Origin of the sequence: Variovorax sp. CF079, assembly GCF_900101545.1 — a bacterium.
Lineage (GTDB): Bacteria > Pseudomonadota > Gammaproteobacteria > Burkholderiales > Burkholderiaceae_C > Variovorax.
This window is the reverse complement of record NZ_FMZU01000012.1, coordinates 92,558-118,676: the sequence shown is the minus strand read 5'-3', so window position 1 is coordinate 118,676 and position 26,119 is coordinate 92,558. Positions and strand designations below refer to the sequence as shown.

Sequence of the window (26,119 nt, the reverse complement as noted above, 5' to 3'; positions counted from 1 at the left end):
CCGCCATGACCGCCATCCCCACCACGCCCCCGCCCGAAGGCTGCATCGACACCCAGGTGCTCGATCACGTGCTGCTGATCGGCATCAACCGCCCCGCCAAGCGCAACGGCTGGACGCCGCGCATGTTCCGCGAGCTGGCCGAGGCCTACACGCGGCTCGACGACGACCCGGGCCTGCGCGTGGGCGTGCTGCATGCCTTCGGCGATCACTTCACGGCCGGGCTCGACCTGCCGGCCGTGGCCGAGTACATGAAGCGTGGCGAGAAGGCGATTCCTGAAGGGCTGGTGGAGCCGCACGACTTCGGCCTGCCCGGCTACCGGCGCCGCGAGAAGCCGATGGTGGTCGCGGTCAAGGGCATCTGCTTCACCGTCGGCATCGAGCTGATGCTGGGTGCCGACATCGTGGTGGCGGCCGACAATTGCCGCTTCTCGCAGATGGAGGTGCAGCGCGGCATCATGGCCACCGGCGGCGCCACGCTGCGCATGGCCGAGCGCGCCGGCCTGGGCAATGCGATGCTGCATCTGCTCACGGCCGACGAGTTCGACAGCGCCGAGGCTTATCGCCTGCATTTCGTGCAGAAGGTGGTACCGGCCGGGCAGGAGCTGGACGAGGCGCTGCGCATCGCCCAACGCATTGCGGCCCAGGCACCGCTCGCGGTGGTCGCGACCCGGCTCAACGTGATGAAGGCGATCGAACAGGGGCCGCTCGCGGCGGTGGCGGATTTCATTCCGGTCCAGCAACGGCTCGCCAACAGCGAGGACGCGGCCGAAGGCGTGCGCTCCTTCGTCGAGCGGCGGCCGGCGCGTTTCAGCGGGCGGTGAGCACGGCGGCGCAGGACGCCGCCTTTTCCGGCAACATGCGCTTACCATTTGAATTGCGCACAATTCAATTGACAGCTACAATTCGGCCCATGCCTTCCACGCCCTCCGCCGACGACATGCTGCGGCTCGACAACCAGCTCTGCTTTGCGGTCTATTCCGCCTCGCTGGCGATGACCAAGCTGTACAAGCCGCTGCTCGACAAGCTCAAGCTCACCTATCCCCAGTATCTTGTGATGCTGGTGTTGTGGGAGCGTGACGGTCTCATGGTGTCGGAGCTGGGCGAGCGGCTCTCGCTCGATTCGGGCACGCTGACGCCGCTCCTGAAGCGCCTCGAAGCCAACGGCCTGGTGGCGCGCATCCGCGACGTGGCCGACGAGCGGCGCGTGCACGTCAGTCTCACGGCCGCCGGCCGCAAGCTCAAGGCGCGTGCGGCGAGCGTTCCCGCCTGCCTGATGGCCGCCTCCCAGTGCTCGGTCGAGGAGCTGGTGGCGCTCACGCAGCAGATCCAGCAACTGAGGGATCGCGTCAAGGCCGCCGCATAGGTTTTCCCCCGCTTCGGCCCACCGAAGCATTTTTTCTCCCCCCAACCAACCTGAAGGAATCACCATGGCCACGAAGCTCGACAAAGTCCTGTACACCGCCCAGTCCCACACCACCGGCGGCCGCGACGGCGGCGCCGGCAAGTCCAGCGATGACGCGCTCGACGTCAAACTGAATCCGCCCGGCTCCGGCAAGCCCGGCACCAACCCCGAGCAGTTGTTCGCGGTCGGCTACTCGGCCTGCTTCATCGGCGCGATGAAGGCCGTGGCGCCCAAGATCAACGTCAAGGTGCCCGAAGACGTGGCGGTGGATGCCAGCGTTTCGCTCGGCCCGATCAACGAGGGCAAGGCCTACGGCATCGCGGTCAAGTTGGCGATCACGCTGCCGGGCCTCGACGACGCGCAGAAGAAGCTCCTGGTCGACACCGCCCACCAGGTGTGCCCGTACTCGAACGCCACGCGCGGCAACATCGACGTCGAACTCTCGATCGCCTGATCGCTCCCGTCGGAACTGCGGCCGGCGTCACGCAGGTGACGCCGGCCGCAGCTTTGGACATGACAGGCGTCATGCGCCTGCGCTAAGGTGGTTTCCATGAACACCACCACCCTCCTGATCCGCAAGGACGATCTCTCTGCCACTCGCGTGCGCGCCGACGACGACGCGCCCCTGGCCGACGGCCAGGTCCGGGTGCGCATCGACAGCTTCGCCCTCACCTCCAACAACATCACCTACGCCGCCTTCGGCGAGTCGATGAACTACTGGCAGTTCTTCCCGACCGGTGAAGAGGGCTGGGGCTCGATCCCGGTCTGGGGTTTCGGCTCGGTGGTGCAGTCGCTGCACCCGGGTGTCGCGGTGGGCGAGCGGCTCTACGGCTATGTGCCGATGGCATCGAGCGTGGTGCTGACCCCCGAGCGACTGTCTGCCGCCCGCTTCACCGACAGCGCGCCGCACCGCGCGGCGCTGCCGGCCGTCTACAACCAGTACTTCCGCTCCGCGAGCGATCCGCTCTACGGCGCCGACACGGAAGACCTGCAGGCCCTGCTGCGGCCGCTGTTCATCACCTCCTGGCTGATCGACGACTTCTTCGAGGACAACGATTTCTTCGGCGCCAGGCCGGGCGTCGCCCTGCTTTCGAGCGCGTCGAGCAAGACGGCCTACGGCACCGCCTTCCAGATGCATCAGCGCCCCGGCATCGAGGTGATCGGCCTCACCTCCTCTGCCAACAAGGCCTTTTGCGAAAGCCTCGGCTGCTACCACCGCGTGCTGGCCTACGAGGAGCTCGACCAGGTGGCGGCCGATGCACCCTGCGTCTACGTGGATTTCGCGGGCAACGGCGAACTGCGGCGCGCCATCCACACGCGCTTTACCCAGTTGAAGTACAGCTGCTCGATCGGCGGCACGCACGTCGAGCAGCTGGCCGCGAGCGGCAGCGGCAAGGACCTGCCCGGCGTGCGCGCGACGCTGTTCTTCGCGCCGGCCCAGATCAAGAAGCGCACCGGGGAATGGGGCGGCGACGAATTCGGACGGCGGATGGTCGAGGCCTGGCGCGATTTCATCGCGCAGGTGACCCGGCCCGCCACGCCGTGGCTCGTCGCCCAGCACCACGAGGGGCCCGAAGCGGTGCAGGCCGCTTACGCGCAGGTGCTGTCGGGCCGCGGCGATCCGCGCACCGGGCACATCTTGTCGCTTTCCAGGGCTTTGAGCTAGCGACAATGGGCGGATGACCTCATCCGCCGAGAAAGCCAGCGCCCATCCCTACCAAAGCCTCACGCCCGACGTGGTACTGGACGCGCTCGCCGGGCTCGGCCTGCACGGCGATGGGCGGCTCATGGCGCTGAACTCCTACGAGAACCGCGTCTACCAGGTGTACTTGGAGGACCGCAGCGCGGTGGTGGTCAAGTTCTACCGGCCCGGCCGCTGGAGCGATGAACAGATCGCCGAGGAGCACGCCTTCTCCATCGAGCTCACGGCCGCCGAGGTGCCGGCCGTCGCGCCGCTCGAGTTGCAGGGCGCCACGCTGCACCACCACGGCGGCTTCGCCTTCAGCGTCAGCCCCTACCGCGGCGGGCGCGGGCCCGAGCTCGACGACTTCGAGGTGCTCGAATGGGTGGGCCGCTTCCTGGCGCGCATCCACACGGTCGGCGCCGCGCGGCCCTTCGAAGTGCGGCCGGCGCTGGACCTGCAGAGCTTCGGCATCGCCTCGCGCGACTGGCTGCTGGGCCACGAGATGATCCCGCTCGACGTGCAGCGCGACTGGGAGAAGGCCTGCAACACCGCCTTCGAGATGATCGAGGGCACCGCGCTGGGAACGGCCGCCGATACCGACCTGAAGAAGCTCCGCCTGCATGGCGACGTGCACCCCGGCAACATCCTCTGGACTCCGACCGACCGTCCCGACGGCGGCCCGCACTTCGTCGACCTCGACGACGCGCGCACCGGCTTCGCGGTGCAGGACCTGTGGATGCTGCTGTCGGGCGAGCGCCCGCAGCGCACCGCGCAGCTGAGCGGCCTGCTCGAGGGCTACGAGCAGTTCCGCGAATTCGACCGCCGCGAGCTCGCGCTGATCGAGCCGCTGCGCACGCTGCGCCAGATCCACTACAGCGCCTGGCTCGCACGGCGCTGGCGCGACCCGATCTTCCCGATCAACTTCCCCTGGTTCGGCTCGAGCGATTACTGGAAGGAGCAGATCAACATGTTGCACGACCAGTGCGAGGCGATGGCGGAAGAACCGCTCTACGCGTGAGCATTCGGACGTAGCCCTGGGCCGAGGCCTCACCTTCAGCGCGGCCGCACGAATCCCATTCCAGGAACACCACGGAACCGGCTTTGCCGGGCCGTTGGTGTTGCCCCCGGTGAGGGGTTGGCGGCCACACGAAGTGGGCAAGCCTGGGGGTGAGCTTCATGACTCGATCGGCAGCCCCAGGCTCAGCGGCACATGCAGGTAGCCGCGAAAGCGCGCACGGCCGCCACGCACCACCGGCCCGCAGAGCCCGTAGTCGGGAAAGCGCGCCAGGAAGGCCGCAATCGCGACCCGGCCCTCGAGCCGCGCGAGGTTCATGCCCACGCACTGGTGCGTGCCCGAGCCGAAGGCCAGATGCCGGTTCGGCGAGCGCGTGATGTCGAGCCGATCGGGCGCATCGAACACCGCCGGATCGCGGTTCGCCGCGCCGATGGCGAGCGTGATCTGCGTGCCGGCCGGCACCTCGATGTCGCCGACCTTGGCGGCGACGGTCGTGATGCGATTGCCCAGCTGGTTGGAGCTCTCGAAGCGCAGGAATTCTTCGATCGCGCTTCGGATGAGCGAGGGGTCATCCAGCAGACGATGCTTCTCCTCGGGCCATTCGAGCAGCGCGACCAGGCCGTTGCCGATCAGGTTGGTCGTGGTCTCGTGGCCGGCGTTGAGGATGAAGATGCAGTTCTGGTAGAGCTCGTTCTCGCTCAACCTGTCCTGTCCTGAGCCGGTCGAAGGAGCCTCCTCGCCCTGGATCAACCGCGTGAGCACGTCGTGCGCCGGATCGCCGGGATGGCGCCGCCGCTCGGCCACCAGCGCGCGCAGATAGGCCACCATCTCGGTCACGGCACGGTTGCCGGCTTCCATCTGCGCCTCGGTCAGCCGCGGCTCCAGCGCGCCGAGGATCGCGAGCGACCAGTTGCGCAGCGGCTCGCGCTCGTCGCGCGGCACGCCCAGCAGGTTGCCGATGATCTCCACCGGAATCGCGGCCGCGAAGTCCTCGATCAGGTCGACCTCGCCGCCGGCGCGCTGCCGCTCTTCCATGCGGTCGAGCAGGCCGTTCACCAGGTGCACGAGCCCATCCTCCAGCGACTCGATGGCCTTGGGCGTCAACGCACCGGCGATCAGCCGGCGCACGCGCGTGTGCAGCGGCGGGTCGTTGAACACCAGGCTGGTCGTGTGATGCGCGTAGAGCGGACTGCCGGCGCCGTACTTGGGCGCGTACTCGGCGCGCTTGTCGGAGCTGAAGGTGTGCGTGTCCTTGTAGACCGCCACGCAGTCGGCATGCCGCGTCAGCAGCAGCGAACCGTCGGGCATGCGCCGCACCGGCGTCGATTCGCGCAGCGCGGCGTACCAGGGATAGGGGTTCTCGTAGAAGGCCGGGCCGAGGCTGCGCAAGTCGAAGCCCGACAGGTCGGGCGTTTGCGAGGACTCGGCCAAAGTCATTGGATCACCTCCGTGCTCCGCACTGCGGTGCGAGCCCCTTCGGGCGGCCGGGCGGGCTCATGTCACACCAGCAAAGCGTTGACGCGCCGCACGTACGCGGCCGGGTCGGCCGGCAAGCCGCCCTCGGCCAGGAGCGCCTGGTCGAACAGGATGTTGGCCAGGTCCTCGAAGTGCTCGGAGCCATCGAGCTTCTTGACCAGCGGGTGCTCGGCATTCACTTCCAGCACCGGCTTGAGTTCCGGCGCCGGCTGGCCGGCCTGCTTGAGCATGCGCGCGAGCTGGGTGCTCATGCCGCCGTCCTGCACCACCAGGCAGGCCGGCGAATCGACCAGGCGCGTGGTCACGCGCACGTCTTCGGCCTTGTCCTTGAGGGTCAGCTTGAGCCGCTCCAGCATCGGCTTGAAGGATTCGGCCGCCTCTTCTGCAGCCTTCTTCTCGGCCTCGTCCTGCAGCTTGCCGAGGTCGACCGCGCCCTTGGCCACGCTCTGCAGCGGTGTGCCATCGAACTCGGTGAGGTAGTTGAGCGCCCACTCGTCGACGCGGTCGGTCATCAACAGCACCTCGATGCCCTTCTTCTTGAAGATCTCGAGCTGCGGGCTGTTCTTGGCCGCGGCCGGGGTGTCGGCCGTGATGTAGTAGATCGCTTCCTGGCCTTCCTTCATGCGCGACTTGTAGTCCGCGAAGCTGACGCTCACGGTGTCGCTGGTGCTCGATGCGAAGCGCAGCAGCTTGGCGATGCGCTCGCGGTTGCCGAAGTCTTCGCCCAGGCCTTCCTTGAGCACGGCGCCGAACTCGGCGTAGAACTTGGCGTACTTGCCCGATTCGTCGCTGTACTCGGCCGCGGCTTCGGCGGCCAGCGTGGTGTCCGCGTCCTTCTTGTCGACCGCATCGGTCACACCCTCGCCCGGCTCGGGCGCCGGCACGCTCTCGCCGGAGCCGACATCGAGCTTGCCCTCGTGGCTCTGGCCGGCCGCCTTCTGCTTTTTCGCCAGGTCTTCCAGCATGCCGAGCACGCGCTTGGTGCTGCCTTCGCGGATCGCCTTCACATCGCGGCTTTCCTGCAGCAGTTCGCGGCTCACGTTGAGCGGCAAGTCGGCCGAATCGATCACGCCCTTGACGAAGCGCAGGTAGCTCGGCAGCAGCGCCTCGGCGTCGTCCATGATGAAGACGCGCTTGACGTAGAGCTTGACGCCCGCGCTCTTCTCGCGGTTCCACAGGTCCATCGGCGCCTTGGACGGGATGTAGAGCAGCTGCGTGTACTCGGTCGTGCCCTCGACGCGGCTGTGGCTCCAGGCGAGCGGCGGCTCGAAGTCGTGGCTGATGTTCTTGTAGAACTCGACGTACTGCTCTTCGCTGATGTCCTTCTTCGGCCGGCTCCACAGCGCATTGGCCTGGTTGACCGGCTCCCATTCGCCGGTCTTGACCATCTGGCCGCCCTTGTTCTCCTCACCCTCTTTCCACTCCTCCTTCTCCATCAGGATGGGCAGCGAGATGTGATCGGAGTACTTGGAGATGATGGACTTGAGCTTCCACAGGTTCAGGTATTCCTCGGCATCCTCGCGCAGATGCAGCGTCACGCTGGTGCCGCGCTGCGCTCGCGCGATGGTGTCGACTTCGAAATCGCCAGCGCCTGCGCTGACCCAGCGCACGCCTTCCTCGGCGGGCAGGCCCGCGCGGCGCGACTCGACCGTGATCTTGTCGGCCACGATGAAGCCCGAGTAGAAGCCCACGCCGAACTGCCCGATGAGCTGGGCATCGGCCTTCTGGTCGCCCGAGAGCTTGCTCATGAACTCCCGGGTGCCGCTCTTGGCGATGGTGCCCAGGTGGTCGATGGCCTCCTGCTGCGAGAGGCCGATGCCGTTGTCGGCGATCGTGATCGTCTTGGCTTCCTTGTCGAAGGAAACGCGCACCTCCAGCGTGGGCTGGTCTTCATACAGGGCCGACTGGTCGATGGCTTCGAAACGCAGCTTGTCGCAGGCATCCGACGCGTTCGAGATCAGCTCCCTCAGGAAGATTTCCTTGTTGGAGTAGAGCGAATGCGTGACCAGGTGCAGCAGTTGCGCGACTTCGGCCTGGAACGGGAGTTTGGTCTTGGAAAGGGTCATGGCACGAGAAGAACGAAGAAAAAAGACGTCGCCTCAGGCGAATCGACAACTTTACAAGACCCCGCCGCGGCGAGCCATCCGAAAGAAATGCCCGGCTCCGCAGATGGAATGCTGCACGGTGCGTGGCAAAGGCACGACAGATCCCAAAGTACTACATCGTAACTATTTAACGAAAGTTCTCTTCTCGTTATTCATGAGAACTAAATAGCGCCCGAACTTGTAGGCCATCGCCTACATTTCACCCGGCACCGAAACCAACCACTTACTCCACCGCTCATGAAAAAACTTATTCTGGTCACCGCGCTTGCCGCCATCGCTCCCCTGGCCGCGCAAGCCGAATCGAACTTCGTCACCGGCTCGGGCGCCCAGAGCGCCGCCGCGAAGCTCGACTTCAAGGTCGTCGTTCCGAAGGTGCTCTTCCTGCAAGTCGGTACCGGCACCAATCTCGCCAACAACGCGACCGTGGACAACGTCACCTTCGACGTGCCGGCGGGCGCCATCGGCAACGGCACTGCCGTGGCCGGCACCGGCGGCGACCTGGCCGGCGGCGGCGTCACGGTGCGTGTGCTCGGCAACAGCGGCACCGTCAGCCTGACCAACGCGACCACGGGCCAACTGAGCAGCGGCGTCGCCGGCAACCCGACCGTGCCGTGGGCCGACATCGTCGTGACCGCAGGTGCACTGGCAACGACCACCACCGGCTACACCAACGCGGCCATCGCCCACCCGCCGTTCAACGACGCAGCCGGCGGCGGCGCGTCGGCGACGGCCACCACGCTGGCCGCCTCGGCCGGCCTCGTGCGCCGCGAAGGCAGCTGGACCTTCGCCTATGCCAACACGGCCACGCTGCCGGCCGGCACCTACGGCGACACCGTGGGCAACAACGGCCGCGTGACCTACACCGCGACCGCGCCCTGATCGCCAGCACGACTGTCCGGGACGCGCGGCTTTCGAGACGCGATGAACGAAGGCAGGCCCGTCCTGCCTTCGCCGTCTAGGAAAAAGCCGCATGGAACCTTGGTTGTCACCACCTTCCCGCGCCCGGCGCGCCGCGCTGGCGCTTGCCGTGCTGGGCGGCGTCTGGCTGCCTGCGGCACACGGCTTCACGATCGGCATCACACCCGGCACCCGCGCGCTTTTTCTTCAGGTGGGCGCCGGCACCATGTCGGGCGGCAATTTCAGAACCGGCGGCACGCCCGGCAACAACACGACCGTCAACTCCGTGTCGGTCACCGTTCCGGCGGGCCAACTGGGCTCGGGCACGGCCCAGGCCATGACGACCGACAGCACCGTCACGATCAGTCCATGGGACGGCTTCGCGTTCTGCAATTCACCGGCCACCACGGGGCAGGTGTACGTGGGCGGCTTCTATCGCATGCCGGGTTCGAGCAACGCCGGCGCGGCGACCCTGTCCGTCACCACGCCGGCGAGCCTGACCGATGGCGGCAACACGATCCCCTTCAATAGCATCGCGTGGACCTCTTCGGGCAACGGCGACACGGGAACAACGATCCCCAGCGCCACCTTCGCAGGCGGCGCCCAGACCTTGCTGTCGGTCACCCGCAACACCTGGTTCGAAAGCTGCCTGGCCTTCCGCTACCTCAACACCCAGCTGGTCCCCGCCGGCACCTTCACCGGCAGAGCGACCTACACGCTCACCGCGCCATGAAGGCCCGCGCTTCGCTTGCCATGCTGGCCGGCCTGCTGGCCCTGGCCACGCCGCCGACGGCCGGCGCCGCGACCTTTCGGGTCGACGACACGGGCACCTACGTGAGCCAGCCGGTCACACCGATGCGCTGGCGCCAGCTGGCACCCGGCCGCGCGGGCGACCACACGATCGAAGGCCGCGTGGCCGTGGCGCTGCGGCTCAACCTGTCGCCCTGGCTCAACCGGCCGGCGCGCATCTACATGTCGCTGGCACCGACCGAGGGCGAGCAGCTGATCGCCACGTGGCGCACGCAGGGCCGGCTGCTTCCGGGCACGGTCCGCGGCGGCAACCGCACGCTGGTGTTCGAAGGCGTGGTACGCGACGCTTTTCTGCAGGAAAGCATCGTGCTCGATCTCACCGCCGATGGCCGGAGGGTGGAGCGCGCGCAATCCCTGCAATTCTTCTTTGAGATCGAGGTATCGCCGTGACGCGCCGTGCCGCACTTTTCCGCCGCGTGCACTGCGCGGCCTTTCTGCTTGCGACCGGCATTGCCGCCCTGACGACCGGCGCGCCGGTGCAGGCACAGTTTTCGCTCGCCGTATCGCCGCCGCGTTTCGAACTGTCGGCGAAGCCCGGCGAACGGGTGCGCGAGGTGATCGAACTCACGCACCGCGACACGCGCGCCGGCGCCTACAAGCTCAAGACCACCGACTGGACCTTCAGGCCCGACGCCTCGGTCGACTTCAGCGACGAGCTGCTGTCGGGCAGCTGCCGGCCCTGGGTCGCGATCGAGCGCCGCGAACTCAGCATCACGCCCGGACGCCCCTACCGCTTCCGCTTCGAAGTGACGCCGCCGGCCGGCACGCCGCCGACGGAATGCCGCTTCGCGGTGATGATCGAAGGCCAGCAGCCCGCGGCGGCACCGGGCGTTCCGGTTGCACTGGGGGCGCGCATCGGCGTCATCGTCTATGTCGCCGTGGGTGACGTGGCGCCGGTGCTGGAGCTCGCAGGCAGCTCGGTCCAGACGGTCGACGGCCAAGCCACGCCGATGCTCAAGATCCGCAACACCGGCACCGCGCACGGCCGGCTGGCCGGCTTCCTCTCCGGTACCGATGCAAGCGGCACGGCCTTGGAGCTGCAGGCCAGCACCACCCCCGTCATGGCCGGCGAGACACGCGACATCGCGCTCGTGGCCAACAAGCCCGGCGACACCGAAACGGCCGTCGCCGTGCGCTTCCCGATCACGATCACCGGCAAGCTGGAGTGGGGCAAGAACGGCTCGATGCCGATCCATCAACGCTTCGCCCCATGAGACGCTGGCTCCGATGCAGCGCCCTCGGACTGTGCGGCGCGGGCCACGCGCTGGCCGGCGCGCCGGCATGGGCACAGGCCGCGCCCGCTACCACGGTGGTGCAGCCCGAGGCGGCCGGCTATGCCGACCGCGTGCTGGACGACAGCCCGCAAGCCGAGCCGGCCGATGAGCCCCAGGTCCGCGACACGGGCTGGCCGCGCGGCTGGAGCATCGAAGGCCAGTCGACCCAGCAGAGCGGCATCGTGCGCCAGCGCAGCCAGTCGCTGTTGTTCTCCGGCTACCTCGACACGCCCGACTACGGCACCTTTTCGGCCAATGCGAACCTCAACCGCGACGCCGCGCCGGTGAACGGCCTCGGCCTGGTGGGCACCACCGGCACGCCGTATAGCGTGGTGCCCTACAGCTACCGCACCGGCAGCACCTGGCGCATCGACCAGCGCCGCATGCCTTTCGACGGCGGCTGGTTCGGCAACAACAGCGTCGGCAACATCAACATGGCGGCGACGCCGCTGGCGCGCGGCGTCGGCCGCGTCTACCTGCCCAGCCTGCCGATCGAGGGCGTTGCCGCCAGCCTGGAGCAGCCGGGCAGGACCACCTTCAATGCCTCGGCCGGCCGGCTCGGCTTTTTCGACGGGCTCTCCTTCCAGGGCTTCTCGGCCAACCAGGGCACGGCCACGAGCGCCGGGGCCCAGACGCAGCTGACCGGCGGCGACGGCCCGCTCGCGCTGGGCCGCACCGATGCAGCCGTCCAGCTGATCGAGACGCGCGACTTCAACGCCAACGGCGTGCCCGGCTTCGCCCAGAACACGCGCTCGCTCTGGACCGCCGTGTCCTGGCAGGGCCTGGCGCCCTGGGCCGATTCGCTGGGAACCGGCTTCGGCGGCGTCGCCGACAAGTTGGGCGGCCTGCGCGTCCAGGCCAACCTGGCGCAAAGTTCCGGCCGGCCTTCGGACGCGTCCTCGTTCGCCCCGCGCGATTCGGCCACGGGCGCTTGGGTCGATGCCGCCTGGCGCACGGAGCTGATGCAACAGGCCGCCTCGGTGTTCTATTTCGAGCCCTCGCTGCGCTGGGGCGGCGATTCGCTGCCGAGCGATCTGCGCGGCGCCTCGTGGCGCGGCGACATCTCGACGCGCCAATGGCAGCTCGGCACCAACCTCGAAGTGAGCGACAGCGTGAGCGGCCTGCGGCGCAGCTCGGTGTTCGGCAACCTGTTCGGCCGCTATCGCTTCGACTCGCGCGACGCACTCTCGGCCACCCTCGCCGCGCGCACCGGCACTTTCGCCGCGCAGTCGGCCCAGCTGACCTGGGAGCACAAGTCCGACTGGGGCTACACGCAATGGCGCACCGACGCGGCGCACGGCACCGGTCTGCGCGTGCTGCGCACCGGCGTCGACCATGCCTGGAGCGTGAGCGAGACGCAGACCCTCTCGACCTCGCTGGCGGTCGAGGAGTCGCGCGAGATCGGCCTCAGCAAGCGCACGGTCCACTGGGGCGTGCTCGGCACCACGCCCCTGGTCGCCGGCGCCCGGCTCGACCTGAGCCTGCGCGGCAGCAACGGCATCGGCGGCAACGACTCGCGCTTCCTGAGCGCCAATGCGCGCCTGACCTGGCCGCTCGGCCTGGGCTGGTCCTTCATCGCCCAGTACACGGCGGCGCGCGGGCAGGAGTCGCTCAATCCGGCGGTGGTCTCGGCGCTGACGGCGGCGACGCTGCAGCCGGTGCTCGTCACGCCTTACAGCAGAACCTTCATGGTGGCGCTGCGCTACGAGAACCGGGCCGGCCTGGCCAGCGCGCCCATCGGCGGCGCACCCGGTGCCGGCGCGGGCCGGCTCGAAGGCCATGTGTTCTTCGACCAGGACAACAACGGCCGGCGCGAAGCGAACGAGGGCGGCGTAGCCAACGTGACGGTGGTGCTCGACCGCCGCTACGTGGCGCGCACCGACGCCCAGGGCTTCTACAGCTTCCCGTCGGTGGCGGCCGGCAGCCACGAGATCGAACTGATCCAGGACAACCTGCCGCTGCCCTGGAGCAGCGCGGGCTCGCCTTCGCGCCGCGTCGACGTGTACGTGCGCGACACCGCCTCGGCGGACTTGCCCGTGCAGAAAGAGCGCTGAAGCGCGGCCTTTGTCTCGCGGCGGCGCGTTGCGCACGCGTCCTACGACTTAAGTCGGTTGCGCTGCGCCGCGGCAGGGTATTTACTGGCCGGCAACGGAGGCCACGGATCCCGCCGACCCTTCATTTTTCCGTGACTCCGCCGATATCCAAAGGACCGGTCGTCGATGCGACGCCTGCCTGTCCTGTTTTTTCTTGGGTGCCGCCATATGTACGGAAGCGCGTTCTCAAAGGGGGTTTGCATGAAAAGCGCCCTCACCGCCCTGCTGCTGCTGCCGCTGGCCTGCACAGCCGAGACCACGCTCGGCGTGAACAGCGCGACCGGAGGCCTGAACTTCACGGTGATCATTCCGCCCGTGTTCCGCGTGCTGCAGGTGACGCCGGTGACGGACGGGTACGAGTACCGCGTCTGGACCAACAGGCCCAGCGTGATGCTCAACGGCCGCGAATACCGGTTCCACCGCGTCGGCGAGACAACGCTGAGGATTCCGACGCCGCCGCAGGGCCTGTTGCTGGTTCACGGCCTCTGAGCGGGCTCAGTGGCTGCTGCCCGAGGGCGGCATCGGCGAGGTCGACCGGCCCGGCAGCTCGGTGCCGCTCGCATGGGAAGCGGCGAGCGCGCCGGCATAGACCTCGGTCTCGGACACCTTGGAGCTCATCGCCGGCGCAGCCGTCGACTGGCCCTCGACCTCGGTGCCGGCCGGATGCGCGGCCGCCACCGCGCCGGCCTGCACCTCGGCGCTCGGCGGCGAGTTCATCATGAGCGGGTGGTAGTCGGAGCCGTCGGTGATCTCCTGCGCCTGCGCGAATGCAGCGCCGAAGGATGCGAGCGCGGCGAGCGCCATCCAGCGTGTGGAAGCATGCATGGTTGTCTCCTCGACAAGGATGGGCCGATCGCGCCGCGGCGCGACATGCGCCGCGACGGATCGTCCATCGAGGACTCTAGGAAGCCACGCTTAGGACAAGCTGACCTCGCTCGACGAAGGCCTTGAGCTCTTCTTCCCTCAGCATGTCGGCGCGCACGCAGAGCGCCTCGCCGCCGGCCGCCCGGATGGCGGCCTCGACCTCGGGGCCCAGCGCTTCGCCACGGCGACAGAAGAGCACGCGGCCGCCTTCGACCGCGAAAGCGGCCCCCACGGCGCGGCCGATGCCCGAGGCGGCGCCGGCCACGACGATCAGCTTGCCTTCGAAACGGCCCGCGCGGCCGATCGTGCTGCGATCCCAGTTCGCTTGCGACATGGCTTGGCTTCTCGTGTCCTCAGTCGGCCCGCGCCCACCAGGCGGTCACCGCCGACGGCGCCTTCATGTCGACCGCCTGCCCGATCTGGGGTGTCATCAGGTCCACGCCGCGCGCCGCGGCGAGGGTGGTGATGCGCGCCAGCGGGTCGTGCCAGTCGTGCAGCGCCAGATCGAAGGTGCCGTTGTGCACCGGCAGCAGGCGCTTGCCGCGCAAGTCCAGATGGGCCTGCAAAGTCTCTTCGGGTTGCATGTGGACGCCGGACCATTGGCGGTCGTAGGCGCCGCACTCGATCAGCGTGACGTCGAAGGGCCCGTACTTCTCGCCGATCGCCTTGAAGCCGTCGAAGTAGCCGGTGTCGCCGCTGAAGAAGAGCCTGAACGATTCCGACTGGATGACCCACGAGGCCCACAGCGTGGGGTTGTCGCTGAACAGGCTGCGCCCCGAGAAATGCTGCGCCGGCGTCGCGACGAAGCGGATGCCGTCCACCGTGGTGGATTGCCACCAGTCCAGCTGCCGGACCTTGGCCGGATCCACGCCCCATTCGACGAGCAGGTCGCCGACGCCCAGCGGCGCCAGGAAGTGATCGACTCTTGCCGCCAGCTGCAGGATCGCGGCACGGTCCAGATGGTCGTAGTGGTCGTGCGACAGCACCACGCCCCTGATCGGCGGCAGCCCGTCGATCGAAATCGGCGGCGCATGAAAGCGCTTCGGCCCGGCCCACTGCACCGGCGAGGCGCGCTCGGAGAACACGGGGTCGGTCAACCAGAAGGCGCCTTGCAGCTTCATGAGCACGGTCGAGTGCCCGAGGCGCACCAGCGTCTGGTCAGGCGCGGCCAGCAGCTGCTCGCGCGTGAGGCTGGCCACGGGCAAGGGCGCGGCAGGCGAGGCCTCGGCCGGCTTGTCGAACATGAAGCGCCAGAGGACCCTGGGCATCTCGCGCCAGCCGACGGTCTGGGGCGTCACGGGATTGCGAAAACTGCCGTCGCGGAACTGCGGCGATTCGGGATAGCGGGCGGTCCCGCAGGCGCTCAATCCGAGAGTGGTCATGAAGGCAATCAGAATGAAAAGCAGCGCGGCCGCAAGCGGCCGCGTTCGGTGGACGGGCGGCGCCAATCAGAGCCTGCTCGCGCCGGCCGCGGTGCGCTGGTCCATCGGATTGCGCATCGTCGAGATCACCTTGCTGTTCACGCGCGAACCGGAGGACACGTTCTGGTCCGGCGCGTAGGCTGCGCGCATCGCTTCCTGGGCCACGGCGGAACGGTCGGCGACCGCCTTGAAGGGTTCCGCGCCGCGCGAGCCGCGCACCACGTTCTGATTGGGCGCGACGGCGCTGCGAACCGCTTCCGCGTCCACATCGGCGCGGCTCAGGGCCGACACGTGGCTGTGCACGCCGTCATAGCTTTCGGCCTGGGCGGCGACCGAGCCCAGCGCGGCAAGGGCGCTGAAAGTGGTGACGGCGAGAAACTTCAGGGAGGCTGCTTGCATGGTGATGAACTCCAAGACTGGGATGACCGGCAGGTCTCGCGCCGCATGCGACATGCATCGCGGCTGACCTGGGCTTCACTCTAGGCAGGCAGATTGAGCCGATCGTTAGCGAAGAGTTAGGCGAGAGTTAGGCGAGTCCACCCCACCACCGCTTCAACCGGCGCAGCAGCTGAGCCGGGCGCTCGCCTTTGCCGACGCCGGCAACTTGGTCGAGTTAGTGCGCGCGCTGCATGCTCAATGCCGCCTTGAGCGCGGCACGATTGTGTTCCGTGCAGGACATGCGCCGGCTGACGTACTCGATCAGCGCCTTCAGTTTCGAAGGCTGGTCGTGCCTGCTGGGGTAGTACAGGTAAAAGCCAGGGAACGTCGGCGAGAACGAAGTCAATACGCGCTTCAGGCGCTTGGCTCGGATGTAGGGCCGCGCCAGCTGCTCGAAGGTGTAGGCCAATCCGACGCCTTCGAGCGCAGCTTCCAGGCCGAACATCGTGTCACTGATGGTGAGGTTGCCCGTGATCTCGTAGTCCACCGGGCGACCGTCCACCTCGAATTCCCATTTGTAGATTGCACCTGTGGCCGCAAAGCGAAAGCGCACGCAGTTGTGCCGCACAAGGTCATCCGGATGACGAGGCGCGGGAATCCGCCGCAGGTACTCCGGTGACGCAACCACCGCGACGGCGACCGGTCCGCCGATGGGCACTGCGACCATGTCCCGGTGGATGCTCTCGCCAAAACGGATTCCAGCGTCGAAACCTTTCTCGACGATGTCTACGAAGCCCTCATCGTTGGTGAGTTCAAGCTGAACGTAGGGGTGCTCTTGGAGGAAGCCGGCCAGTATGGGTTGCAGGACCAGCGCGGTGGAAATCCGCGCGGCGTTCAGGCGCAATGTGCCGGCAGGCCGCCCCTGAAGGACGTGCAGTTCCTCCCCCGCATCGATGACTTGACCGAGGGCGGGGCCGATGCGGGCGAGGTAGGCATGGCCGGCTTCAGTCAGGCTGACGCTTCGCGTGGTCCGATTCAGCAGGCGCACGCCCAACCGTGTCTCCAGCTGCCGGATAGCCTGGCTCAGGGCAGAAGGTGATACCTCCAGGTCCGCAGCAGCAGCGGTGAACCCGCGATGTTCTGCCACTTTCCAGAACGCCATCAATCCATCCAGTTGGCTGAGTTTCATACCTTGAAGCTTAGCTTCACAAGGCATTCAGCATTGACCACTTTTTCTTTTTTATGCCAGCTCCTAGAGTCGACCCACCCCATAGAGGATGAAAGAGAAATGACACAAGACTGGAAACAGCAACGCAGCACTGACCACGGCACGGCCACCCACGGCTCCTTGGCGGCCTCTCTCGTTGTGGTTCTGGGTATCTGTGTGAGCGTCGCGTGGCCGACCCGCGCAGTGGCCAGCCAGGCACTGGCGCAGAAGTACGCGTGCGTCGCATGCCACCAGCCCACGGCCAAAGCGGTTGGCCCATCCTGGAAAGACATCGGGGCACGGTATGGCGAGGGAAAAGGAACTGCCGCACAGCTGGCTGCAAGCATCAAGGCCGGCAGCTCGGGAAAGTGGGGCGCGATGCCCATGCCGGCGCAAGCCCAGATCCCCGATGCCGATCTGCAGTCGCTTGCGCAATGGGCGCTCGACGGCGCCAAGTAATCACAAGGAACCCATCATGCGCAAAGTCTGGTTCATCACCGGTGCGGGAAGCGGTATCGGTGCCGGCACTGTCAAGGCCGCATTGACGGCCGGTGATCGCGTCGTCGCCACCGGCAGGAACATGCAGAAACTGCGCAATGCCCCGCGCGACGTTGCGAGCGACGACCTGGAGATTCTCCAGCTGGACGTCTCCGATGAGGCGCAAGCAACGACTGCCGTCGACCAGGCGGTGAAAAGGTTCGGCCGCATCGACGTGGTGCTGAACAATGCCGGCTACAGCCTGCTTGGCAACTTCGAGGAGCTGAGCACGCAAGACATCGAGCGCCAGTTCGCAACCAATTTCTGGGGCGTGAGCAACGTGATGCGGGCAGCGCTGCCGGTCATGCGCAAGCAGCGCTCCGGTCACATCATCAACATGAGTTCCGTTGCCGGCGTTGTCGGGCTGAAGCACTGCAGCGCATACGGCGCGAGCAAGTTCGCCGTCGAGGGCCTTTCACTTGCGGTGGCCGAGGAAGTCGAGAAGTTCGGGATCAAGGTCACGGCTGTAGAGCCGGGCTTCTTCCGCACGGACCTGCTGGACGCGGCCAATGTCAAATGGCCGAGCGGCCGCATCGACGACTACGCTGCCGCGGAGCAAGGCGCCCAGGAGATGTGGTCCCCCTACGCTGGCCAGCAGCCGGGCGATCCCGAGAAGCTCGGCCAAGTCCTGGTGAAGCTCTCGGGCATGGCGATTCCGCCGCGGTTGTTCGTGGCGGGGAGCGACGCGATAGCAGTGGTTGCGCCGGCCGTGGAGGCTCGACTGAAGGCAGTGCACGCCCTCGAGGACCTTTCCACGTCGACCGACGGGAGCTTCCGATGAGCGCGCTCAACATCAACGGCCGTGAGCGCACGGTCGACGCCGACCCCGGCACCCCCATCCTCTGGGCCCTGCGCGACACGCTGGGCATGACCGGCACCAAGTTCGGTTGCGGCGCCGCGCTGTGCGGCGCCTGCACCGTGCATCTGGACGGCCAGGCCATCCGGTCGTGCGTCACGCCCATTTCCGCCGCCGAGGGCAAGAAGATCACCACCATCGAAGCCGCGACCGATGGCAGCGACCGGGTCGGTGCGGCGGTACACGCCGCATGGGTCAAGCACGACGTGGCGCAGTGCGGCTACTGCCAGAGCGGCCAGATCATGAGCGCGACGGCCTTCCTCAAATCGCTGCCTCGGGGCAAGCAGCCCAGCGCTGCGGAGATCGATTCGGCCATGGCCGGCAACATCTGCCGCTGCGGCACCTACGCCCGCATCCGCGCCGCGGTGGCCGATGCCGCCAAAACCCTCGCCTGAAGGAGGCGCCATGTTGCCCAACATCGACTATCGCGAACTGCCACGCGCCATGCAGCGCCTGATGGCCGGAGGCCCGGCCGACGAAGCCGCCACGCTGCCTCGCCGCAGCTTCCTGAAGCTGGCCGGTGCCGGCGGCCTGGCGCTCGGCGCCTTTCCTCACCTGGCAACGGCGCAGGCCAACGGCGCCGGCCAGGCGGCCAGCGCCCTCAAGCCGACGCAGCAGCCCTCGGCCTTCGTTCAGATCGCCCCCAGCGGCGAGGTCACGGTGACCATCAACCGGCTGGAGTTCGGCCAGGGTGTGCAGACCGGCTTGCCGATGATCCTGGCCGAGGAACTGGATGCGGACTGGCGCCTGGTACGCAGCCGCAACGGCTCGAACGACGCCGCCTACCTCGACCCGGCCTTCGGCATTCACATCACCGGCGGCTCGAATTCGATCAAGAACAGCTTCACGCAGTACCGCGAGCTCGGTGCGCGCGCCCGGGCCATGCTGCTGGCGGCGGCGGCGGCACACTGGAACGTCGACGCGGCCACGCTGCGCACGCAGGCCGGCACGGTGCTCGGCCCGGGTGGCCGCAGGCTGGGCTACGGCGAGCTGGCCGAAGCTGCCATGGCCCTGCCGGTGCCCGAGAAGGTGACGCTGAAGGACCCCAAGGACTTCCGCCTCATCGGCCGCCCCACCACGCGCCTGGACGCGCGCGCCAAGAGCAGCGGGCGCCAGGACTTCGGCATCGACGTCAAGCACCCTGGCCAGCTCACGGCGGTCGTGGCCCATCCGCCGGTGTTCGGCGCCCGCCTGGCCTCGGTGGACGACAGCGCGGCGCGCGCCGTCAAGGGCGTGAAGGCCGTGCTGCGCGTGCCGCTGGATCGCGGTGCCGAAGGCGTGGCCGTGGTGGCCGACGGCTACTGGCCAGCCAAGCTGGGGCGCGACGCGCTGAAGCTGCAGTGGGACACGGCCGCCGTCGAGAAGGTGGACAGCGAAAAGCAACTGGCCCAGTACCGCAAGCTGGCGGCTCGGCCCGGTCCACGCAAGTTCGACGCCGACATGGCGCCGCTGGCCACGGCGCCCCGGCAACTGGAAGCCGAGTTCGTGTTTCCCTACCTGGCCCATGCGCCGATGGAGCCGCTGAACTGCACCGTCAAGCTGTCCGAAGGGCGCGCCGAGGTGTGGACCGGCTCCCAATGCCCCGGTCTGGACGCTGCCGCGGTCGCGCGCGTGATGGGCCTCAAGCCCGAGCAGGTGGCAGTGCATGTGCAGATGGCGGGCGGCGGCTTCGGCCGGCGTTTCTCGAGCACGAGCGACTTCGTGGTCGAGGCCTGCGAGATCGCCAAGGCCGCGCGTGCCGCCGGCCTGAACGTGCCGGTGCGCCTGCTGTGGAGCCGCGAGGACGACATCAAGGGCGGCTACTACCGCCCTATGCACCTGCACCGCGCACGCATCGGCTTCGACGAGCGCGGCAAAGTGCTGGCCTGGGACCACGTCATCGTCGGCCAGTCCATCACCACGGGCTCGGTGTTCGAGCCCTTCCAGGTGAAGAACGGCATTGACGCCACGGCCACGGAGGGCATGCGCGATCCCTACGCGCTGCCGATGCGGCTGACCGTGCATCACCCCAAGCTCAACGTGCCGGTGCTGTGGTGGCGCAGCGTGGGTTCCACCCACACCGCCTTCGTGATGGAGACCTTGATCGACGAGATCGCCCGCAGCACCCAGCAGGACCCGGTGGCCTACCGGATGCAGCTGTTCGGCGACAAACACCCGCGGCACCGCGCCGCGCTGCAACTGGCGGTGGACCAGAGCGGCTACGGCAAGAAGCAGCTGCCGGCCGGCCGAGCCTGGGGAGTGGCAGTACACGAGTCCTTCAAGTCCGTGGTGGCCTACGTGGCGGAAGCCTCTGTGCGCGACGGCCAGCCGGTGCTGCACCGGGTCACCGCCGGCGTGCACTGCAACCTGGCTGTGAACCCGCGCAGCGTGGAGGCGCAGGTGCAGGGCGCGGCGGCCATGGGCCTGTCGATGTGCCTGCCCGGCGGCGCCATCACATTGAAGGAGGGCGTTGTGCAGCAGAGCAATTTCGGCGATTTCACCGTGGCCCGCATCACCCACATGCCGGAGTTCGATGTCCACATCGTGCCCAGCGCTGAGCCGCCCACCGGCATGGGCGAGCCCGGCCTGCCGCCGCTGGCCCCCGCGTTCGCCAATGCCGTTGCGCGACTGACCGGCAAGCCGCTGCGCCAGTTGCCTTTCGACCTGGCGTGACCGTATCAACCGCAGCCCACGATCCTGAACTCGACCCGGCGGTCCAGCGCATCGACCGCATCGTCGGTGCCGCTGCCGATGATGTTCTCGCGAAAACCCTTGCCGCTGGGGGTGGTGCGCTCGCCCAGCACGGTGGATTCGCCGACCAGCCGCTGGCGGATGTAGCGCGCGCGCTGCATCGACAGCGTGTCGTTGAACGCCACCGAGCCGGTGCGGCTGGTATGGCCGACGATGTCCATGCAGACCCTGGCATCGGCGCTTGCTCTGGCGATCTCGCGCAGCCACATGGCGTAGGGGCTGCTGATCTTGGCGTCCGACCAGAACGCGGTGCCGCCCGGATTGAACAGGAACTTCACCCCGAGCTGCCGGTTGGCGATGCCGTAGGCGACGATCTTGCCGAAGGCCTGCTCGGCCTCGGCCGTGCGGCCCAGCTTCGCCGAACTCAGATAGATGCCGTTGAGCACGCGCAGCTGTTCGCCGTTGGACGTTGCGCCGGCGGCGCTGTACCGGGTCAGCGCCTCCTCATAGCGCTCGGCGTTGTAGTGTGTGGTGGCCTCCTTGATCACCGGTGCCACCGCGAGGCGCTCCAGGTAGTACGGATCGGCGCGCTGGCCGGGCGGCGTGGCGGTGGTGCGCACGTAGCTCTCGATGACCAGGTCCTTGGTGGGCACGGGCGTGTCGCGGTCGTAGGGCAAGGGTGTGTGGTCCAGGCCGTCGTCGCGCGCCACGGCCGAGGACTGGGCGGCCACGATGCCGGTGGCCAGTTCGGTCAGCGCGAGATCGATGCGCAGCGGGCTGCGCGCCTCGCTCACCGACAGCCGCGTCATGGTGCCCGTGAGCAGGTAGCGGGCCTTGCCCAGGTTCGCGCTCTGGAAGGGCAGGATCTCGATCGCGTCGTACTTCGAGCCCAGCCGCTCGCCGACCCGCTCCTGCAGCAGCTGCGTGGCCACGGTCTGCTGCGCGCTGCCGGCATCGATCATCGGATCGAGCACCACGCCGCGCTTGGCGCCCATCCTGGCGATGAAGGCCGGCTGCTTCTGCGTCTGCGCGACGAGGCCGTCGGTGGCCTGCGCGACGGCCTGCTCGAAGGACAGTTCGCCCTTGGACGGAGCGGCAGGCGGCGCGGCGCAGCCGGCCAGCCCCCAGACGAGCAGCACGGCGCCGGACCCGAACACGGCCGGCAGCCAGCGAGCGAAGGTCGTGGTGGTCATTCGCATCCCTTTCTCAGTAAGGCGGCCTCGCCGGGCGACAGGGGTTCGAGCGAGGCCCGTTGAAGAATCTCGGCGCACCGGTTGTCCTGCGGCACGGCTTCGGTCCGGGCGATCTGGGCCGGGGCCGGACGCGGGGCTTGCTCGAGCTCCGGCGCCAGCGCCGGTGCCCGCGCCTCGCGCCTCGCCTCACGCCGCGCCTCGCGTCGTATCTCGCGCCGCGCGGGGGGTGTGGGCTCGGTGAATACGCTCGCCGCCGGCTTCGGCGCCGGCTGGATGCCCAGCGCACGCAGCGCGGCTTCGGCCGCACCGGACGGCTCTTCCAGAGAGTCGAGCGGGGCCGGGGGCAAAGCAGCGATCGCGCGCGCCGGTGCCTCCGGCGTCGCCCGCTGGGGACTGGCCGGCATCACGCGTGCCTGCACCGGTTTGGCCGGCGCGGGACTGGTCGCCACGGGACTCGCCTGCAGCGAACTCGCGGGCAGGGCCGCGAGCGAGGCCTGCGGCGCCGTGCGGATCGGATCACCGAAGCGGGAATAGCCGGCCGCAGCCAAGCCGACCACCAGCACTGTCGCCGCCAGCGCGGCGATCTTGCCCTTGCTGCCGCGCCGCTTCGACGGGCGCGGCGCGGCGCGGGAAGCTCGCGCGCCATCACCGCCCAGCTGCGCCCAGAACTCGGCCACGCTCTGCGGACGGTTGTGCGGGTGCAGCGCCATCGCGGCGTCGATGGCGGCCAGGAAAGACACGCTGTAGCGGCCGCGCGCGAGTTCGGACAGCGGCTGCAGCGGGGTGCCCATGAGGCGCTCGATCGAGGGGACCGGCGGCCGCCCGCTGATCGCCATGTACACCACGCTGGCCAGCGCGTACAGGTCGGTCCATGCGCCCTGCTTCATCGAGGCGCCGTCTCCGCACTGCTCGATCGGCGCGAAGCCGGGCTTGAACACCACCGTCGGCGAGGCCCCCATGCCGTCGATCACGCGCCGCGCCGCGCCGAAATCCAGCAGCACCGGGCCGTCGTCGGTCAGCAGGATGTTGTCGGGCGCGATGTCGCGATGGAAGCAGCTCAGCGCGTGCATGGTGCCGAGTGCGTCCACCAGCGGACGCAGCCAGCCGATGAGCTCGTCCTCGTCGGGTGCGCGGCCCATCTCGGCCAGCGCGCGCGCCAGCGTCGGCCCCGCGTAGTACGGCATCGCCATGTAGGCCGTGCCGTTGCCCTCCCAGAAGTGCAGCACCCTGACCAGCGCCGGATGATCGAAGCGCGCCAGGATCCGCGCCTCGTTGACGAAACTGCGCAGGCCGATGCGGAAGCTGTCGCCATGGCGCTGCGACTTGAGCACCACCCCGGGCGAGGCGCTGGCGCGCGAAGCCAGGACGGCCGGCAGGTATTCCTTGATCGCGACATGCCGCTCGCGGACATGGTCCCAGGCCAGGTAGACGATGCCGAAGCCGCCCTCGCCAATCGGGCCGACGATCTCGTAGTCGAGCAGCCGTGTGCCCTCGGGCAGGATGTGCGCGCTGTCCCGGTTGGGGGCGTCCCAGGCCGGTGCCGGCGTGTCGTGTGCGCCGAAGCCCGTCACCGGGCCGGGCACGGTGCGCATGTCGAGTGTGATCACGGAGGACCCCCAGTCGTGAGCGCCCACTCTACTGCGCACAGAGTACGAAAGCATTCACCGGAAGCACTAGCCGAAAGGAGGCCCCGGCCCGTGCCCTGGGGCCTGTTCAGGCCCTAGCCTTCGTCGGCCGCCTGCTGCGCCCTCATCTTGGCGTGCACATAGGCGCCGTGCGGGATGTAGAGCAGGTCGGCGACCTTGCGCATCAGGTGGTTCTCGTGCGCGCTCAGGGTGCCGTCGGCATAGGCAACACGCCACATGTGCTCGATCATGCGCAGCTTCTGCGCCATCTCGAAGCTTTCGTTGATCCTGGAAGTGAAGCTGAAATAGTCCGTGGCGGTCCGGGCGGTCTGCTCGGCCAGTTCGAGCAGGCGCTCGATCTCGTCGTCGGCCAGCGCGAACTTGTCGCGCAGCGCGGCGATGACGGCGCGGCGCTCGGCCGCCCCGAGTTCGGGATCGGCGCGCATCACCTCCACCAGCAGCACGGCCGTGGCCAGCTGCAGCAGGTGCTGCTGGTTCTGCGCCGAGTCGGCGGCCTCCGGCGGCCGCAGCGCATCGAAAAGGTCTTTCAGGGTCTTCAGCATGGCAGGGTCAGCCGCTCAGGTACACGCGCGCCACCAGCCCGGTGCCGCCCCGCTCGTCGTCGCTGCGATTGCTGAGTGCAATGCGCAGGCCGTTGCGCAGCGCCGCGGTGCGCGCAATCGCGAGGCCGAGGCCGCTGCCGCCGGCGGAGGTGCCGGGAACGCGGAAGAAGCGGTCGAAGACGCGGGCCATGAACTCCTCCGGGATGCCCGGCCCGTTGTCGACCACGTCGACCACCGGCTGGCCCTGCACCTCGTGCAGCCGCACATCGACCACGCCGCCCTCGGGCGCATGGCGCAGCGCGTTGTCGATCAGGTTGTCGAACACGCTGCGCAGTTCGGCCGCCGGCGCGCTGACCACGGGCGCCACCTTGCCGTCGAAGCCGACGTCGATGCGGCGCCGGTCGGCCACCACCATCAGCTGACCCAGGCTTTCGCGCAGCAGCGCCGCGACATCGACCTGCTCGGGCGCCGCGGCCGGCGCCGCGCTCTCCTGCCGCGACAGGCGCAGCAGCTGCTCGATCAGGTGCTGGGCGCGCGTGACGCCGGCCTCGAGCTGCCCGAAGCGCTCGGCCGCATCGCCGGGCGGCACGTGCGCGCGCAGGTTCTCGAGCTGCAGCCCGATGGCGGCGACCGGCGTGCGCAGCTCGTGCGCGGCGTCCTGCACGAAGCGCCGCTGCGTCGCGAAGGCTTCGCGCAAGCGGGCGAGCAGGCTGTTGAAGGCGCTCACCAGCGGCGCGATCTCGTCCGGCACGCGCGCGAGCGAGAGCTCCGACAGGCTGCGCTCGTCCTGCGCCGCCACCTCGCGCGCCACCGCATGCAGCGAGTACGAGGTGAGCCACACCACGAGCCACAGTACCGCCAGCGAGACGGGCAAGAGCAGCACGATCGGCAAGGCCGCGAACAGGGCGCGGTGCTTCACCTCGTGGTGCAGGAAGCTGCCGCTCTGCGCGATCTGCACGCGGGATTGCCCGGCCCGCGTGCCCGGCGCCGCGGTGTAGACGCGCCAGACATCGTCGTGGCGGGTACCGGTGCGCACGTCGCGCAGCCCGGGCTCAGCTTGCAGCGGCACGGCCAGCTTCGGCCACGAGCTCGCGAGCAGGCGGCCGTCGGGGCTCCAGATCTGCACGATGAAGGCGCCCCACTTGAAGACGCTCTGGTCGCCGAGCGGCTGCAGGTCCGGCGTGCTGTCGTTGGCCGCATAGGAATTGGCCAGCAGCTGCATCTGGTCGTCCATGAAGGTATGGACCATGCGGCCGTAGCTCATGTACGAGGTCCAGGCCGCCGCGCCGGCCGCAATCAGGTGCAGCGACACCAGCCACAGCAGCAGCTTGCCGCGCAGCGAGCAGGGCATGTACCAGGGACGGGGATAGGCTTTCTTCATGCCGCCGCCACCCGCCATCCGAGCCCGCGCACGTTGCGGATCGCCTCGGGCCCGAGCTTGCGCCGCATGCCGTGGATCAGCACGTCGACCGCGTTGCTCGTGACTTCTTCGCCCCAGCCGTAGATGCGGTTTTCCAGCTGCTCGCGCGAGAGGATCGCGCCGGGCCGCTCCAGGAGTGCGTGCAGCAGCGCGAACTCGCGCGCCGTCAGCGCTTCGCGCGTGCCGTTGCGCAGCACCTCGCGCGTGGTCAGGTCCAGCTGCAGCCCGCCGCCGCCGATCACCGAATGCGCGGCGCCGTCGCGGCGCCGGATCACGGCGCGCATGCGCGCCAGCAGCTCGCGGAACTCGAAGGGCTTGAGCAGGTAGTCGTCGGCGCCGAGGTCCAGGCCCTGGATGCGGTCTTCCAGGCCGTCGCGCGCGGTGAGCACCAGGACCGGCGTGGTGTCGCCGCGCTCGCGCGCGCGGCGCAGCACCTCGGTGCCGTCCTGCTTGGGCAGCCCGAGGTCGAGCAGCACGCAGGTGTAGCCGCCGTCGGCAAAGGCGCTCTGGGCCAGCGCGCCGTCGCGCACCCAATCGACCGACCAGCCTCCGCCCTCGAGCGCCTGCCTGAGGCTGCGCCCGATCATTTCATCGTCTTCCACCAGCAGTACACGCATTGCTTTTTCTCT

At 68.6% G+C, this 26,119-nt stretch carries 27 protein-coding genes; 15 read left to right on the top strand and 12 right to left on the bottom strand.

The annotated features are described in order from the left end of the window. The first annotated feature begins 5 nt into the window (after positions 1 to 5). The 5 genes from BLS74_RS17445 to BLS74_RS17425 all read left to right on the top strand — a co-directional run bounded on the left by BLS74_RS17445 (position 6) and on the right by BLS74_RS17425 (position 4,104). Complete coding sequence (locus BLS74_RS17445) at positions 6 to 821, top strand: crotonase/enoyl-CoA hydratase family protein (RefSeq protein WP_093108397.1); 816 nt, start codon at positions 6 to 8, stop codon at positions 819 to 821. A gap of 89 nt (positions 822 to 910) precedes the next feature. Further along, entirely contained in the window at positions 911 to 1,363 is a 453-nt protein-coding gene (locus tag BLS74_RS17440) for a MarR family winged helix-turn-helix transcriptional regulator (RefSeq protein ID WP_093108396.1), read from the top strand. 64 nt (positions 1,364 to 1,427) lie between these two features. Further along, entirely contained in the window at positions 1,428 to 1,856 is a 429-nt protein-coding gene (locus tag BLS74_RS17435; RefSeq protein ID WP_093108395.1) for an organic hydroperoxide resistance protein, read from the top strand. A gap of 96 nt (positions 1,857 to 1,952) precedes the next feature. Continuing rightward, the gene (locus BLS74_RS17430; RefSeq protein WP_093108394.1) at positions 1,953 to 3,068 is read left to right on the top strand and encodes a DUF2855 family protein; all 1,116 of its coding nucleotides are present in this window, start codon (positions 1,953 to 1,955) and stop codon (positions 3,066 to 3,068) included. Positions 3,069 to 3,081: 13 nt separating this feature from the next. Beyond that, the gene (locus BLS74_RS17425; RefSeq protein WP_093108393.1) at positions 3,082 to 4,104 is read left to right on the top strand and encodes a serine/threonine protein kinase; all 1,023 of its coding nucleotides are present in this window, start codon (positions 3,082 to 3,084) and stop codon (positions 4,102 to 4,104) included. A 156-nt stretch (positions 4,105 to 4,260) separates the two neighbouring features. Here the strand turns inward: BLS74_RS17425 and BLS74_RS17420 are convergent, their stop codons facing one another. After that, positions 4,261 to 5,538, bottom strand: a complete 1,278-nt coding sequence (locus BLS74_RS17420) for a cytochrome P450 (protein WP_093108392.1) — start codon at positions 5,536 to 5,538, stop codon at positions 4,261 to 4,263. Positions 5,539 to 5,600: 62 nt separating this feature from the next. Beyond that, positions 5,601 to 7,643: a molecular chaperone HtpG gene (gene htpG / locus BLS74_RS17415; protein WP_093108391.1), complete on the bottom strand. Its 2,043-nt coding sequence runs from the start codon at positions 7,641 to 7,643 to the stop codon at positions 5,601 to 5,603. A 276-nt stretch (positions 7,644 to 7,919) separates the two neighbouring features. Between htpG and BLS74_RS17410 the strand changes: the two genes are divergently transcribed. The 6 genes from BLS74_RS17410 (at position 7,920) to BLS74_RS17385 (ending at position 13,245) form a co-directional block, all read left to right on the top strand. Next, positions 7,920 to 8,561, top strand: coding sequence for a hypothetical protein (locus tag BLS74_RS17410; RefSeq protein ID WP_093108390.1), 642 nt, complete (start codon positions 7,920 to 7,922; stop codon positions 8,559 to 8,561). Positions 8,562 to 8,664: 103 nt separating this feature from the next. Beyond that, positions 8,665 to 9,312 (top strand): hypothetical protein, encoded by a 648-nt coding sequence (locus BLS74_RS17405; RefSeq protein WP_093108389.1) that lies wholly within the window; start codon positions 8,665 to 8,667, stop codon positions 9,310 to 9,312. Beyond that, positions 9,309 to 9,779, top strand: a complete 471-nt coding sequence (locus tag BLS74_RS17400; RefSeq protein ID WP_093108388.1) for a hypothetical protein — start codon at positions 9,309 to 9,311, stop codon at positions 9,777 to 9,779. Before BLS74_RS17405 ends, BLS74_RS17400 begins: the two co-directional genes overlap by 4 nt. Continuing rightward, entirely contained in the window at positions 9,776 to 10,603 is an 828-nt protein-coding gene (locus BLS74_RS17395) for a cupredoxin domain-containing protein (RefSeq protein WP_093108387.1), read from the top strand. Before BLS74_RS17400 ends, BLS74_RS17395 begins: the two co-directional genes overlap by 4 nt. Then, on the top strand, positions 10,600 to 12,717 hold the full coding sequence (locus BLS74_RS17390) for an SdrD B-like domain-containing protein (RefSeq protein WP_093108386.1): 2,118 nt from the start codon (positions 10,600 to 10,602) through the stop codon (positions 12,715 to 12,717). Before BLS74_RS17395 ends, BLS74_RS17390 begins: the two co-directional genes overlap by 4 nt. Before the next feature lie 240 nt (positions 12,718 to 12,957). Next, positions 12,958 to 13,245 carry a hypothetical protein gene (locus tag BLS74_RS17385; RefSeq protein ID WP_093108385.1) on the top strand — a complete coding sequence of 96 codons (288 nt, stop codon included), beginning with the start codon at positions 12,958 to 12,960 and terminating at the stop codon, positions 13,243 to 13,245. Positions 13,246 to 13,251: 6 nt separating this feature from the next. Here BLS74_RS17385 and BLS74_RS17380 read toward each other — a convergent pair whose 3' ends face one another. The 5 genes from BLS74_RS17380 to BLS74_RS17360 form a co-directional block, all read right to left on the bottom strand. Then, positions 13,252 to 13,581, bottom strand: coding sequence for a hypothetical protein (locus BLS74_RS17380; RefSeq protein WP_093108384.1), 330 nt, complete (start codon positions 13,579 to 13,581; stop codon positions 13,252 to 13,254). Between the two features lie 76 nt (positions 13,582 to 13,657). Then, the gene (locus BLS74_RS17375) at positions 13,658 to 13,954 is read right to left on the bottom strand and encodes an SDR family NAD(P)-dependent oxidoreductase (RefSeq protein ID WP_093108383.1); all 297 of its coding nucleotides are present in this window, start codon (positions 13,952 to 13,954) and stop codon (positions 13,658 to 13,660) included. A 19-nt stretch (positions 13,955 to 13,973) separates the two neighbouring features. After that, entirely contained in the window at positions 13,974 to 15,002 is a 1,029-nt protein-coding gene (locus BLS74_RS17370; RefSeq protein ID WP_093108498.1) for an MBL fold metallo-hydrolase, read from the bottom strand. A 66-nt stretch (positions 15,003 to 15,068) separates the two neighbouring features. Next, positions 15,069 to 15,440: a DUF4148 domain-containing protein gene (locus BLS74_RS17365; RefSeq protein WP_093108497.1), complete on the bottom strand. Its 372-nt coding sequence runs from the start codon at positions 15,438 to 15,440 to the stop codon at positions 15,069 to 15,071. Between the two features lie 214 nt (positions 15,441 to 15,654). Continuing rightward, positions 15,655 to 16,608 (bottom strand): LysR family transcriptional regulator, encoded by a 954-nt coding sequence (locus BLS74_RS17360; protein WP_093108382.1) that lies wholly within the window; start codon positions 16,606 to 16,608, stop codon positions 15,655 to 15,657. Positions 16,609 to 16,707: 99 nt separating this feature from the next. On the opposite strand from BLS74_RS17360, the gene BLS74_RS35665 reads away from it, so the two are divergent. The 4 genes from BLS74_RS35665 to BLS74_RS17340 are packed head-to-tail and all read left to right on the top strand — an operon-like array spanning position 16,708 to position 20,671. Further along, positions 16,708 to 17,085: a c-type cytochrome gene (locus tag BLS74_RS35665; protein ID WP_093108381.1), complete on the top strand. Its 378-nt coding sequence runs from the start codon at positions 16,708 to 16,710 to the stop codon at positions 17,083 to 17,085. Beyond that, positions 17,054 to 17,944: an SDR family oxidoreductase gene (locus tag BLS74_RS17350; RefSeq protein WP_244503908.1), complete on the top strand. Its 891-nt coding sequence runs from the start codon at positions 17,054 to 17,056 to the stop codon at positions 17,942 to 17,944. The genes BLS74_RS35665 and BLS74_RS17350 overlap by 32 nt, the downstream gene beginning before the upstream one ends. After that, a complete protein-coding gene (locus BLS74_RS17345; protein WP_093108379.1) occupies positions 17,941 to 18,414 on the top strand; it encodes a (2Fe-2S)-binding protein in 474 nt (157 codons plus the stop codon). Before BLS74_RS17350 ends, BLS74_RS17345 begins: the two co-directional genes overlap by 4 nt. A gap of 10 nt (positions 18,415 to 18,424) precedes the next feature. After that, positions 18,425 to 20,671 carry a xanthine dehydrogenase family protein molybdopterin-binding subunit gene (locus BLS74_RS17340; protein WP_093108378.1) on the top strand — a complete coding sequence of 749 codons (2,247 nt, stop codon included), beginning with the start codon at positions 18,425 to 18,427 and terminating at the stop codon, positions 20,669 to 20,671. A gap of 5 nt (positions 20,672 to 20,676) precedes the next feature. Here BLS74_RS17340 and BLS74_RS17335 read toward each other — a convergent pair whose 3' ends face one another. The 5 genes from BLS74_RS17335 to BLS74_RS17315 all read right to left on the bottom strand — a co-directional run bounded on the left by BLS74_RS17335 (position 20,677) and on the right by BLS74_RS17315 (position 26,107). Continuing rightward, positions 20,677 to 21,882, bottom strand: a complete 1,206-nt coding sequence (locus BLS74_RS17335; RefSeq protein WP_170855630.1) for an OmpA family protein — start codon at positions 21,880 to 21,882, stop codon at positions 20,677 to 20,679. Then, complete coding sequence (locus tag BLS74_RS35100) at positions 21,879 to 23,489, bottom strand: serine/threonine protein kinase (RefSeq protein ID WP_244503907.1); 1,611 nt, start codon at positions 23,487 to 23,489, stop codon at positions 21,879 to 21,881. Before BLS74_RS35100 ends, BLS74_RS17335 begins: the two co-directional genes overlap by 4 nt. A 113-nt stretch (positions 23,490 to 23,602) precedes the next feature. Then, the gene (locus BLS74_RS17325) at positions 23,603 to 24,070 is read right to left on the bottom strand and encodes a tellurite resistance TerB family protein (RefSeq protein ID WP_093108375.1); all 468 of its coding nucleotides are present in this window, start codon (positions 24,068 to 24,070) and stop codon (positions 23,603 to 23,605) included. A 7-nt stretch (positions 24,071 to 24,077) separates the two neighbouring features. Then, positions 24,078 to 25,451, bottom strand: coding sequence for a sensor histidine kinase (locus tag BLS74_RS17320; protein ID WP_093108496.1), 1,374 nt, complete (start codon positions 25,449 to 25,451; stop codon positions 24,078 to 24,080). Next, positions 25,448 to 26,107 carry a response regulator gene (locus tag BLS74_RS17315; RefSeq protein WP_093108374.1) on the bottom strand — a complete coding sequence of 220 codons (660 nt, stop codon included), beginning with the start codon at positions 26,105 to 26,107 and terminating at the stop codon, positions 25,448 to 25,450. Before BLS74_RS17315 ends, BLS74_RS17320 begins: the two co-directional genes overlap by 4 nt. Positions 26,108 to 26,119 lie beyond the last annotated feature (12 nt).